This window comes from Roseibium alexandrii DFL-11 (assembly GCF_000158095.2).
Classification (GTDB): Bacteria; Pseudomonadota; Alphaproteobacteria; order Rhizobiales; family Stappiaceae; genus Roseibium; species Roseibium alexandrii.
Genome location: NZ_CM011002.1, coordinates 2,382,710 through 2,394,980 on the forward strand (window position 1 = coordinate 2,382,710; position 12,271 = coordinate 2,394,980).

Sequence of the window (12,271 nt, forward strand, 5' to 3'; positions counted from 1 at the left end):
TCAACATACGTTTATAATGCCCATTTTGATGTCAGATTTTCGGTCTTACGTTTTGTGTACCTCTCCTCGAAGCGGAAGCACTCTGCTTTGCAAGATGCTCACTGAAACAGGTGTAGCCGGTCACCCGGAATCCTACTTTCACAAACCTGATCTTGGGAACTGGGCGTCTTATCTCGGTGTCTCCCGCTCGGCTGGAATGGGCGAGTTGGAGTACCTGAGGCTCTTGATTGATACCGCGATCGAACAGGGAACTGCGAACACAGGCATGTTCGGACTGCGCCTTCAGCGGCACAGCTTCGACTTCTTCTTCCGCCAGCTCCGCATTCTTTGCCCGAATGAACCAACGGACAAGGCACGTTTTGAGGCCGTGTTTGGCCGCACGCTGTTCGTTCACCTCACACGACCGGACAAGCTCTCCCAGGCGGTTTCTTTCGTCAAAGCACAACAAAGCGGCCTATGGCACAGGGCCGCCGACGGCTCGGAGCTGGAACGTCTCTCGCCTCCTGCAGATCCGGTCTATGATTTTGCAGCATTGAAAGACTGCTGCGATCAGTTCATTCAATTCGATCGGGATTGGAACGACTGGTTTGCCGAGCAGGCTATTAAGCCGCTTCGCCTGTCCTACGACGATCTGTGCGGCGACCCACAAACCGAACTCAAAAGGGTTTTGACCGCCCTCGACCTTCCGCCATCCGCGGCAGATCCTGTCCAGCCTGGCGTTGCCAAACTCGCAGACAGCATCAACGCCGACTGGATCAAGAGGTTTCAGGACCAGACCGCCACAGGCTCCTGAACGATGCCAGCCGAAAAGCTTTGGCGGTGAACCCCAATAAACAAATGAAGACGCTGCGGCAGGCATTTTTCTTGACCGCTGCCAAACCCGCGCGTTTACTTCCCATTACGCCTGTCACCTGAGGTCAAAACCGCCCGCTTTCGAGGCGGCCAGGCACAGGCGCTTAGGGAGGAAAGCATGACAGTCAGACCTGATCCGACGTTTTATGCGTCGCCGAAAATCGCCATGGAAGCCCCTGCGGAAACGCTCGCCTTCACATTGATGCTGAGCCCGGATTTTTCGCAGCCCGACGGTCTGGCCGTCGTTGATGTCGATCCGAAGTCAAAGACTTACGGACAAATTTTGCACTCCGTCATGATGCCCAACACGGGCGACGAGTTTCACCATTTCGGCTGGAACGCCTGTTCCTCCGCCCTCTCCCCTTTGACAGGGCATGCATTCCTGGAGCGCCGCTATCTGATCATTCCCGGCATCCGGTCGAGCCGGATTTACGTCATTGATGTCAAAGAACCGCTCAAGGCCAAGATCCACAAGATCATCGAGCCGGAAGAAGTCTTTGAGAAGACCGGTTACTCGCGCCCTCATACGATCCATTGCGGACCTGAAGGGATTTACGTCTCGACCCTCGGCGGCGGCGGCGAGGATGGCACGGACGGCCCCCCGGGTATTTTCATCATGGACTGCCAGACTTTCGATATTATCGGACGGTACGAAATCGAGCGCGGTATCCAGGACAAGCACTATGATTTCTGGTGGAACCTGCCGCGAGACTATATGGTTTCCTCCGAATGGGGGCTGCCGCCGCAGTTCGAGAACGGGATCGTTGCAGAAGACCTGCTCAGCAACAAATATGGCCACAAGATCCACTTCTGGGATCTGCGCGGCCGCAAAAACATACAGACGATTGATCTGGGCGAAAACCATCAGATGGCTCTGGAAATCCGCCCCGCCCATGATCCAGTCAAACAGTATGGTTTTGTGGGCGTCGTCGTCGACACGACCAATCTGGAAGGTGCGATCTTTACCTGGTGGCGGAACGAAGACGGGACCTTTGAAGCCAAGAAGACCGTCACCATCGCGCCCCAACCGGCCGATGCCGAAGACCTGCCGCCGCTTCTGGCCGGATTTGGTGCGGTCCCCGCGCTTGTCACAGACATCGATCTCAGCCTGGATGACAAGTACCTGTATGTCTCCTGCTGGGGCCAGGGCGAAATGCACCAGTATGACGTCTCCGACCCGATGAACCCGAAACTGGCCGGCAAGGTGGAAATCGGCGGCATCGTCAAGAAGACCAAACACCCGAACGGAAAGGACTTCGGCTACGGCCCGCAGATGGTCGAGATCAGCCGCGACGGGAAACGCGTCTTTTGGACCAACTCGCTTTACTCCACATGGGACGATCAGTTTTATCCGGGCGAGCGCGGCGCTGCGATGGTCGTCGCCCATGCTCAGGAAGGCGGCGGACTGGAGCTTGATCCAGACTTCTATGTCGAGTTCCCGAAAGGCTACCGCAGCCACCAGATCCGGCTGGAGGGCGGCGACTGCTCAACGGACAGTTTCTGCTATCCGTCCGTCTAGAGACTGAGCTTGTCAGACTTCATGACCTCGGCGGCGGGCCTTTGGCTCGTCGTTGCGGCCTCGGGCATTTATCACGGCATCAATCCCGGTATGGGCTGGCCCCTTGCCGTTTCTGCAGCGCTGTTCGAAGGCCAGCGGACTGCCCTGCTCCGTGCGCTCGCAGCACTCGGCTTCGGCCACCTGCTCGCCATGCTAGGCATTCTTTTGCCCTTTGCGGTGATGTTTGTGCTGGTCGAGTATCAGCGGGAAATCAGAATTGGCGCTTCGTGCCTCGTGATCGCGGCCGGGCTCTACCTCGTGATCAACCGGCGTCACCCGCGGTTCTTGTCCCGGGTCAAACCGACCCGCCTTGCGCTCTGGTCGTTTCTGGTTGCCATGGCGCACGGTGCGGGACTGATGCTTGTCCCGATCTACCTGGGTTTGTGCGGGCCCGGCGGCCCGGGCCCCGATTACGGTGCACCTGTTCAGCTGATGAGTTTCAACATTGGCATCGCGCTAGGCGTTGCCGTACTCCACACCGCTGCGATGATCCTCTCGGGCGGCGCTGTCGCTTACGCGGTCTACCGTATCCTGGGGCTCAAATTCGTCTCCCAGAGCTGGTTCAATCTGGATGTGGTCTGGGCTCTCAGCCTCATTCTGGTCGGTGGCATCGGACTGTGGGCGGCGCTTTGAAGGAGCACCGCCCGTCCGTTTTGTAAGCCCTTTTTTAGCGCACAAGAATATTCTTGAACTGCCAAGGGTCGCTGGTGTCGAGGTCTTCGGGGTAAAAGCCCGGACGGCCATCCAGCGGGGTCCAATCGGTGTAGTACCCTTTCACAGGCCCCAAATACGGCTTCTGGATTTCAAGGCAGCGCTTGTAGTCCATTTCGTCCGTTTCAACGATCCCCGCTTCCGGATTTTCCAGCGCCCAGACCATACCGGCGAGAACCGCTGATGTGACCTGAAGACCGGTCGCGTTCTGGTACGGCGCCAGCTTGCGGGTTTCTTCAACCGACAATTGGGAGCCGTACCAATAGGCGTTCTTCTTGTGGCCGTAGAGCAAAACGCCCAGTTCATCGATGCCGTCCTGGATTTCACTCTCATCAAGGACGTGCAGTTTTTCCTGGATCTTGCCTGCCGATCCGAAGAGCTCATGCAACGACAGAACCGCAACATTTGCCGGATGATAGGCGTAGTGGCAGGTCGGGCGGTATTTCAGTTTCTTGCCACCCTCCAGCGTGAAATAGTCCGCGATCGAAATCGCCTCGTTGTGGGTCACAAGGAAGCCGTATTGCGGGCCAGGTGTCGGGCACCAGGTGCGCACCCGCGTGCTGGCTCCCGGCTGTTCCAGGTAGATCGCGGCCCGGCAGCCCTTCTTGTGCTCCTTGGCGTTCTTTGGCTTCCAGGTTTCGTGTGTCCCCCAGCCGAGTTCTGCCGGCTGGAACCCTTCTGACAGGAAGCCCTCCACCGACCAGGTGTTCCAGAACTCGTCCATCGGCTTGGGCTTTTTTGCGCGCTGGGTATCGCGCTCGGCGATATGGATGCCCTTGACGCCGACCTTTTTCATCAGCTTCGCCCAATCCTTCTGGCTGGACGGTTCATCGAACTTGACACCGGTGTCTGTCGCGATATCGACGAGCGCCTGCTTGACGAACCAAGACACCATGCCGGGGTTGGCACCGCAGCACGACACAGCCGTGGTTCCGCCGGGGTTCTTCTTCTTTTCCTTGCGGACTGTCTCACGAAGCGCGTAATTCGTCCGGTCGGCGGCCTTTGCCGTGTCGTCGAAATAAAAGCCGGGCCAGGGCTCGACGACTGTGTCGATGTAGAGCACACCAAGGTTGCGGCAGAACTTCATGAGGTCGAGGGAGGACGTGTCGACCGACAGGTTCACTACAAATCCCTGTCCCTCGCCTTCGCTCAGCAAAGGCGTCAGCACTTCCTCGTAGTTTTCCGGGGTTAGCGCCACTTTCTGGAACTTGTAGCCCTTGTCCGTCACCAGTTTAGCATCAGTATCAACCGGATCGATAACGGTGAACCGGGACTTGTCGAATTTGAAATGACGCTCGATCAGCGGCAACGTCCCCTTGCCGATCGACCCGAGACCGATCATCACAAGCGGGCCCGTGATCGTGCCATGGACCGGCCAGGACTTGCTCGCGGCCGATTTCGCAGGCGCTTTGCGGGTCACAGGCTTCTTTGCAGGCGTTTTAGCGGGTGTCGTTTTTGCTGCTGAGGCCTTGGCCGCTGTAGCGGTTTTGGCCGCAGCTGTTTTTTGAGCGGCTGGTTTGGAGGCCGCTGTCTTGGCTGCTCGGGGCTTCGTTGGTGCCGCCTTCGTATCAGCGGGCTTGGCGGTTGCAGGGTTTGCTGCAGAGGCCGTTGCCGGTGCAATGGTTTTGGATACCGCAGCAGGTTTGGCAGTAGCAGGTTTGGCGGTGGCAGACTTTGCAGCCGGCCCCTTGGCAGCGGACGCCCTTGTGGCCGCAGTTTTGGTGGCGGCCGGTTTGGATGCAGCTTTGGACGCTGCAGGTTTGCGGGCAGCAGAGGCAGCGGCCGGTTTGGCTGCGGCTGTTGTCTTACTCGCAGAAGCTTTGGTGCGGGACGTTCTCGAACCGGACGCACTCCCGGTGGTCGTTTTCGCTGCAGCCGGTTTGCGGCGGGTTGCCGGTTTCGCTGCTGTGGCTTTCGGTGCGTCGCCCTTCGGGTCGTCTGTCATATTCCAAAGCTCCATTCATTGTCCGGTCCGCTGCTTCGATTGCATGTTCGCGCCCGGTAATTCTTATATCCCCTCACACAAAAAGCGCACTGGTTGCGCCCTATTGTAGGCATGACAATTTTTGCCCGGAAGCGCAAGACCTCCGGGCAAATTTTCAATTCGACTGAGTGTAGTTATGCGAGCTTGGAAAGCGCAAGACCATCGCCGGCATCGAAAAAAGACGCACTGGGATCGAGCACGCCGGCTGCAATTAGTGTTCCATCCAGTCCGGCCAGATGACCGGGCGCAAGCTCAAGCCCAAGAAAGCGGCGGTAGTCCACCGGTCCCGGCAGCATGACATCTTCCAGCAGACCAGCGGCAAAACCAAAGCGCTCGTAATAGGGCAGATCCCCAACGAGCAGGACTGAACCATGACCATGAAGGGCCGCCTGGTTGAGCGCATGCTGCATCAACCGGTCACCAACCTTCAGGCCGCGGCACTGAGGGTCAACCGCAACGGGCCCAAGCAGAAGAGACTGGTGCTCCCAGCGGTCGGCCACGGCCCACAGCCGGACAGTGCCGACCAGCTTCCCGTTAGCATCAAGCGCTGTGAAGGCGAACACCGGAAGACGGCCTTCTCTCAGGCGTTCCGATGTCTTCAAATGCCGGTCGAGGCCGAAACTCAGGTCGAGCAACGCCTCGCGGGCGCAGACATGCGTCTGCACCTCGTCAACAATGTCGATCATGGCTTTGGGTCAGATAACGTAGGAGGCCAGCGGCGCGAAGCCGTTGAACCCAACCGAGGAATAGGTCGTGGTGTAGGCACCACAGGCTTCGATCAGGACCTTGTCGCCAATTGAAAGGCTCACCGGCAACTCATACGGCGTCTTTTCGTAAAGAACATCGACGCTGTCGCAGGTCGGGCCGGCCAGCACACAAGGCGCCGTGCGATCGCCGTCACGCGGTGTCTTGATCGGATACCGGATGGCTTCGTCCATTGTTTCGGCCAAGCCGTGGAACTTGCCGATGTCCAGATAGACCCAGCGGACTTCATCCGTTTCGGATTTCTTGGAAATCAGAACGACTTCCGTTTCGATCAAACCAGCATTGCCAACCATGCCACGGCCCGGCTCAATGATCGTCGACGGCAAACGGTTGCCGAAATGCTTGGACAAGGCCTGAAAGATGGCTTCCCCATACCGCGGTACACCCGGCACGTCTTTCAGGTAGCGGGTTGGGAAGCCCCCACCCATGTTGACCATTTTCAGTTCGATGCCGCGCAGCGCCATTTCCCGGAAGACGCCTGCCGCCATGGCGAGAGCGAAATCCCACGCTTGGAGGTTGGCTTGCTGGGAGCCGACATGGAAGGAGACGCCATAGGCTTCGAGACCGAGGCGGTGGGCGTGATCAAGGACGTCGGGCGCCATTTGAGGGTCGCAACCGAACTTGCGGGAGAGCGGCCACTCCGCACCAACGCCGTCGCACAGGACGCGGCAGAAGACGCGCGATCCGGGCGCGACCCGGGCGATTTTTTCAACTTCTTCGACGCAATCGACGGCGAAGAGACGGACACCGAATTCAAAGGCACGCGCAATGTCCCGCTCCTTCTTGATTGTATTGCCATAGGAAATGCGGGACGCATCGGCACCGGTTGCCAGAACCATTTCAATTTCGCCAACAGAGGCGCAGTCGAAGGAGGAACCCAGGTTTTCCAGGAGGTTCAGGATTTCAGGCGCCGGGTTGGCTTTCACCGCATAATAAACGGACGTGTCCGGCAGGGACCGGGCAAAGGCTTCGAAATTGTCACGGACGATGTCGAGATCGACAACGACGCATGGACCATCTTCGTCGCGTCGGCGGAGGAATTCGCGGATACGTTCGCTCATGGGGGGAACCCCTTTCCAATGTCTGGCTGCAACCGCCTTTTAAAAAAGTTGGTAGGCGCTGCAGTTTCACGTCGCAGGGTGCCAAAGATGCGAGCGCGCTTCCCCCGGGATGGAACCGGAGGGCGTACAAGGATCTTCAGCGACGGTTGGGCCATGCAGCACCGTGTTTTGGATGCGCAAAGCTTTCCCGCGTCGGGAATGCCGTTGATTGGATCGGGAGAAACCGAACCGCACGTCGGGCAAGGATGTAACAAGTGCCTCTTCTGTTACCCCGGAGGTTGGAGACCCCGGCAGAGACCAAAAGGGCCCTCTTACGTCGTTGCTTTAAGCCGTCCGGATTGACTGCCCCGCCCCTTGGCGGTGTTTATTGGCAGCTACCCCTTAAGAGATTTCATCGAAATCCCATGAACGACCACGGGCACGTGCGAATTTGGGCAGTGGGTATATGACCCGGTTTGCCCCCCTGCGCAACAGGAAATTTTTGCATGACTGTATTTTGGTGAATGCAATTCAGGCGTCAGCCAGTCGTGTACAGCCGCGTCCAGCATTTTTTGCCAGGTACAGCGCCTCATCGGCTTTTTTGATCATGTTTTCTGCATCGGTCGCAACCGGGGCTTTTTTCTCCGAGATCCCGATGCTTACGGAAAACCTGAGCCCCCCGACCTCAATTCCAGATAATTTTTCATGGATCCGGTCGGCGCGTTTTGCGGCATCTGTTATCCCTGTGTCCGGCAATAAAACAACAAATTCCTCGCCGCCATACCGTGCCGCCACATCGCCGGTCCTGCACGACTTTTGCAGGAGTCCTCCGAACTCTCTCAGCACCGTATCACCCCGTTGATGCCCATACTCATCATTGATTGTCTTGAAATGATCAATATCGATCAGAAGCACCGAGAGAGCACGGTCGGCCCGGTTGGCCTGTGACAAAAGCATGGCAAATTGTTCGCTCAACTCGCGCCGGTTCAAAAGCCCGGTCAGCGCATCCCGTTTGGCGAGGTTGGCAAGAGATTCTGCCTGATCCTGCAGCTTTTCTCTGGTCTCGATCAACTCATCATACAGTTTGGACCGGTTCGTCGCATCGAAAAGCGCCCAATAATGATGACCCGTTCCGGTCGTATCCTGTTTTACGGAAATCAGTACGGGCACACGCTCCTCATCGGCTGTTTTCACCATGACCTGGAGCTCTTGGCACACGCCCTCTTGCAACAACATTGGGTAAAGATAACTGTCGAACAGGATCAGGCTCGATCTCGTGAATAGCGCGCTCAACCCTTCGACTGAAATGACATCGGCGTCGTGACCATATTCATTCAAGACAAAGGAATTTGCGTAAAGAACCCGGCGATCTGCATCCGTGATGAGCAGACCGCAATTGAACAGGTTAAGGTCAGGCGGCGGAAACAAAGGCAGTCACCTCACGAACGACGTCCCTTGGGTGTGTCATGTGAAGACAATGCCCGTCGGCCTCGACGATGCGAAGAACGGCGTCCAGCATATTTTGTTGGATGAACGCCCCGATCTCTGGCGCTGCGAGACTGTCCCGAGCGCTTTGTAAGACCAACGCAGGGGCCTTGGAACGCGACAAGTCTTGCCTGTTGTCGGCGAAGAAAGTCGCCATAGCAAAATTCTTGGCCAGAACTGGATCGGTTGAACAAAAACTGTCGTTTAACTCTTGAACAAGATCGTCCGGATTTGTTTGTCCCATGACCAGCGGCGCGAGGTATCCGGCCCACCCAATATAGTTCTTGTCCATCAGGCTGATCAGTTCCTCCAAGTCAGCCCTTTCAAAACCGCCGTGATAGCCGGGTGGGTCGTTCAAAAAACACGGTGAAGGACACACCATCACCAATTTTGAAATAAGCTCCGGTCGAGAAATGCTGGCCAAAAGCCCGATCATTGAACTCACCGAGTGGCCGACAAGAACCGTGTCCTTTAGCCCAAGTGCGTCATGGATTTCCACGACGTCCTCCGCGTACCCCTCCAAAGACGCGTATCGGTCCCTGTCATAGAGCGAAACATCTGACTGACCAGACCCACAATAATCGAACAGGACAACCCGGTGATCCTTTGCAAGATCACCTTCCACGAAACGCCACATGTTTTGATCACAACCAAAGCCATGCGCCAAGACAAGCGTAGTATCACCACTGCCGGTCATGCGCACGTTGTTGCGTCGCATAATGTCGTCTTCAGTCAGCATGGGCACCTTTTGACTATCGTGGACCGTGTGTTCGTCATCTGACATCCTCACTGGACGCTGATTATTTGACTAGTCCTGAAATTAAGAAAGCACTACCGCGCTCCCCTAACGCCACGCTTTCCCGAGTGAGACAGCGGAGTTTTTCAACTTTTGCGACAAAAAGGTTCCAGAAGGTCTTTTCTCGACACAAATCGCAATGACCAAACAAACAATCACAAAGCGAGTGGTTGCTGCGGATCGTCTAAGCGTTATTTGAACCGACGAGCTTCCTAAACACGGAGTGTGTCCGGACTGTTTGCCGGAGATCGAGAAGAGAGGGTGAAAAATGGCATTTGCTGGTAACTTCAAGTCTGCAGTCACAGGCGCCACGATTTCTGCAGGTCTTGTCATTTCTGCAGCAGCGCAAGCAGAGCCGCATCGCTATGAGCTTGATCCGGAACACACCACGATCGCGTTCATGGTAGACCATCTGGGATATGCGGACACGCTCGGTGTCTTTCTGGAATTTGAGGGCAGCTTCACCTATGACATGGACACCCAGAAACTGAGCGATCTGAAGGTCACCGTTCAAACGGCTAGCGTTGAGAGCTTCAACGAAGCCCGTGACAATCATGTCCTGAACAAGGATTTTCTGGACGTTGCCAACCATCCTGTGATGACCTTCACTGCTAACAGCGGCACACCGGCTGATGACACATCCGGCGTCGTGGAGGGTGAGTTGACCCTCCTTGGCAAAACCCAGCCGTTAACACTTGATGTCACCCTCAACAAGGCCGCCAAATATCCGTTTGGACATGGCCGTTTCACGCTCGGCATCAGCGCCCAAGGCGTGGTCAAACGCAGCGACTTCGGCATGACCTATGCCGTTGAAAACGGTTTCGTTGGAGATGACGTCCAGGTGATCATCGAAACGGAAGCCTGGCGGGTCGACTAAGCGCCGGACTTAAATCACTTTCTCCATCAACGGCTTGAGCGCCGGGTGTATATCCGGGCTCTCTTGCCGGATAAAGCGCAGCAAGGCCTTTTCGTTCTCATGAAGAACACCGTCGCGGCCAATACGATCGACAAGCCACTGAGCCTCATCCTCGGTCACCAACTCATTCACTGCAATCCCGGCTGCCATGGCAGCGCCTTTTGCGGCAAAAGGATCGGGCTGATCGGAGTAGGCATCGCGGACCCCGCTGACACCGCCGCCGAACATGGATTTGAAGAACCCGGAAATACCGCCATCAAAGCCTCCGGGACTGTTGATCCAGTCTTCGCGCGCCAGTGCAACCTCCCGCGGCGGCGAAGCGAAACCCGACAGCGCCATCAAGTAATTGGCGACCGCCTTGGCAAACAGCTCCGACCAGGCCGGAGCGTTATCGGATTCACTGGTGGCATCATTCAGATCAAACAGGATTTCAGCTTCCGCCTTGGATATGGCGATGCCCCCACAGCCAGCCCCAGCGTACAGAACGCGCCGAAGGATCTCCACTTCCGCATCTAAGATCACGCCTGGGGTCAAGGTTGCGCCAGAGCGGGTTGCCCCCTGCCCTGAAATGACGGAATCGGCCACAATCTTCAGAGCGAACTGTTCCAGGAACCGGGGCGCCTGGCGCGCCTTTTCCAGGACATGCAGAACGGCATCAAGTTCCGTGCGGCTGCACACCTGGCCATTCGCAGTGATCTGGCCGATCAGCCAGTGGGCATTTTCGTCAGAAACGTACCCTTGAGGGTTTGCCTGATGGACGAGGATATCGCCGATCGCCTCAGGAAACAGCTCGAACCAGGTTTGAGGCATCGCGAGACCAGCAGTGTTCAGCCGGAATAGACCCGCGCCCTCTTCCAGAGTGACATGCATGTCGCCATAGATGTACCGGCGTACCGTAATGACATCATCATTTGAAAACTGACCGTCCGAAATCTTGACGTCCAGAAATTCACCCAAGCCCGGTTTTGCCATTGTGTCCCCCATCTAATTGGCACCGCACTATCTGCCAGCAACCTTGAAGATAGGGTTACGCACGGTGCAGCTTGACGGCAAAAAAGGGAACCGCGCGGGCGGCTCCCTCTCTGTATCCGGGTTCCAGGGACGGGGGGATTTGGACCCGGTCAGCTTCCTACAGGCGGGCGCAGGAAGCTGTTTCTTAGGGCCTAACTACGGTCGCGGTGCTTGCCGTGCTTACCCTTGTGGCTGCGTTTGAAGTCGGACTTGGTGATCACGCCATCGCCGTTCCGGTCCACCCGGTTCAGCATCTTCGACATGGCTTGTTCCTGCTCTTCCGCCGTGATGCCCAGGCTGCCATCAGCATCTGCGCGCTGGAACATATCGACGATGCGGGCATCATTCATGGCCAGCCACAGCGGTCCGAAGTCTTCCAGGGTGAAAGAGCCGCTGCCGTTGGTGTCGGCAAGGGCGAACAATTCGGCACGTTTGGCGTCAAAGTCTTCGCGGGTCACAGAACCGGTTCCATCGGTGTCAAATACCGCCATGAACATGCCGGCCGGGCCACCGCGGCGTCCGTGGGCATGGCGCTTGCCATGCTCGCCGCGCTTACCGGCTTCGGCCTTCTTACCGCCGCCGTCATGACCGCGTTTGCCACCGCGCACCTTCTCAACGACACCGTTGTCGTCGCGGTCCAGCCGGTTGAACATCCGGTTGGCCATACGATCCACCTCGGCCTGGGTTACGATCCCGTCTCCGTCCCGGTCGAGGCGCTGAAACACGCGAACCATGCGGTCATTCGACCGGTCCAGGAAAGCAGCCTTGAATTCCTCGAGGCTAATCTCGCCATCACCGTTGGTGTCGGCTGCGGCAAAATCGGCGGTGCGGACTTCCTCGATTTCGGCTTGCGTGATGGCGCCGTCCTTGTCCACGTCATAACGCTCGAAAATGCGCTTTGCCATGTGGCGGCCGCCGCGCGGGCCGTGGCTACGCTCATATCCGCCGCGATCGCCCATATGCGCCAAGCTCTGCTCGGCCACTGCTGGGTTGTTTTGCCCCCCGCCCGCGTTTGCCGCGCCGGACTGAGCATAAGCGGGCAGGCCCGCAGTGAGAGCGGTGCCGGCAACACTTGCGGCCAGGGTGGCGATTGCAATCGTCTTGAACGGTTTCATTCCAACAACTCCTTGGTTCGTTGATGGGCTCAAGGTAG

General features: G+C 57.3%; 11 protein-coding genes. 4 read left to right on the forward strand and 7 right to left on the reverse strand.

What is annotated here, in order from left to right; genetic code table 11:
- Positions 1 to 28: 28 nt before the first annotated feature.
- The 3 genes from SADFL11_RS11140 (at position 29) to SADFL11_RS11150 (ending at position 3,043) form a co-directional block, all read left to right on the forward strand.
- Positions 29 to 793 carry a Stf0 family sulfotransferase gene (locus SADFL11_RS11140; RefSeq protein WP_050776062.1) on the forward strand — a complete coding sequence of 255 codons (765 nt, stop codon included), beginning with the start codon at positions 29 to 31 and terminating at the stop codon, positions 791 to 793.
- Positions 794 to 970: 177 nt separating this feature from the next.
- A complete protein-coding gene (locus SADFL11_RS11145; protein ID WP_008189957.1) occupies positions 971 to 2,371 on the forward strand; it encodes a selenium-binding protein SBP56-related protein in 1,401 nt (466 codons plus the stop codon).
- Positions 2,372 to 2,380: 9 nt separating this feature from the next.
- Positions 2,381 to 3,043: a hypothetical protein gene (locus SADFL11_RS11150; protein WP_008193447.1), complete on the forward strand. Its 663-nt coding sequence runs from the start codon at positions 2,381 to 2,383 to the stop codon at positions 3,041 to 3,043.
- Positions 3,044 to 3,077: 34 nt separating this feature from the next.
- On the opposite strand, the gene SADFL11_RS11155 is transcribed toward SADFL11_RS11150, so the two are convergent.
- From SADFL11_RS11155 to SADFL11_RS11175, 5 genes are all read right to left on the reverse strand, one after another.
- The gene (locus SADFL11_RS11155) at positions 3,078 to 4,463 is read right to left on the reverse strand and encodes a homospermidine synthase (RefSeq protein WP_008196935.1); all 1,386 of its coding nucleotides are present in this window, start codon (positions 4,461 to 4,463) and stop codon (positions 3,078 to 3,080) included.
- Positions 4,464 to 5,239: 776 nt separating this feature from the next.
- Positions 5,240 to 5,791 carry a GNAT family N-acetyltransferase gene (locus SADFL11_RS11160; RefSeq protein WP_008196713.1) on the reverse strand — a complete coding sequence of 184 codons (552 nt, stop codon included), beginning with the start codon at positions 5,789 to 5,791 and terminating at the stop codon, positions 5,240 to 5,242.
- Between the two features lie 9 nt (positions 5,792 to 5,800).
- Complete coding sequence (locus SADFL11_RS11165) at positions 5,801 to 6,931, reverse strand: type III PLP-dependent enzyme (RefSeq protein WP_008193218.1); 1,131 nt, start codon at positions 6,929 to 6,931, stop codon at positions 5,801 to 5,803.
- Positions 6,932 to 7,441: 510 nt separating this feature from the next.
- Positions 7,442 to 8,338: a GGDEF domain-containing protein gene (locus SADFL11_RS11170; RefSeq protein ID WP_008197222.1), complete on the reverse strand. Its 897-nt coding sequence runs from the start codon at positions 8,336 to 8,338 to the stop codon at positions 7,442 to 7,444.
- Positions 8,322 to 9,134, reverse strand: coding sequence for an alpha/beta fold hydrolase (locus tag SADFL11_RS11175; protein ID WP_040453071.1), 813 nt, complete (start codon positions 9,132 to 9,134; stop codon positions 8,322 to 8,324). Before SADFL11_RS11175 ends, SADFL11_RS11170 begins: the two co-directional genes overlap by 17 nt.
- 325 nt (positions 9,135 to 9,459) lie before the next feature.
- Here SADFL11_RS11175 and SADFL11_RS11180 point away from each other — a divergent pair, with 325 nt between their 5' ends.
- Positions 9,460 to 10,068, forward strand: a complete 609-nt coding sequence (locus SADFL11_RS11180; protein WP_008190245.1) for a YceI family protein — start codon at positions 9,460 to 9,462, stop codon at positions 10,066 to 10,068.
- Between the two features lie 9 nt (positions 10,069 to 10,077).
- On the opposite strand, the gene SADFL11_RS11185 is transcribed toward SADFL11_RS11180, so the two are convergent.
- Both SADFL11_RS11185 and SADFL11_RS11190 read right to left on the reverse strand, forming a co-directional pair.
- A complete protein-coding gene (locus SADFL11_RS11185; protein WP_050776206.1) occupies positions 10,078 to 11,079 on the reverse strand; it encodes a hypothetical protein in 1,002 nt (333 codons plus the stop codon).
- 191 nt (positions 11,080 to 11,270) lie between these two features.
- Positions 11,271 to 12,233 (reverse strand): EF-hand domain-containing protein, encoded by a 963-nt coding sequence (locus tag SADFL11_RS11190; RefSeq protein ID WP_008190350.1) that lies wholly within the window; start codon positions 12,231 to 12,233, stop codon positions 11,271 to 11,273.
- Positions 12,234 to 12,271 lie beyond the last annotated feature (38 nt).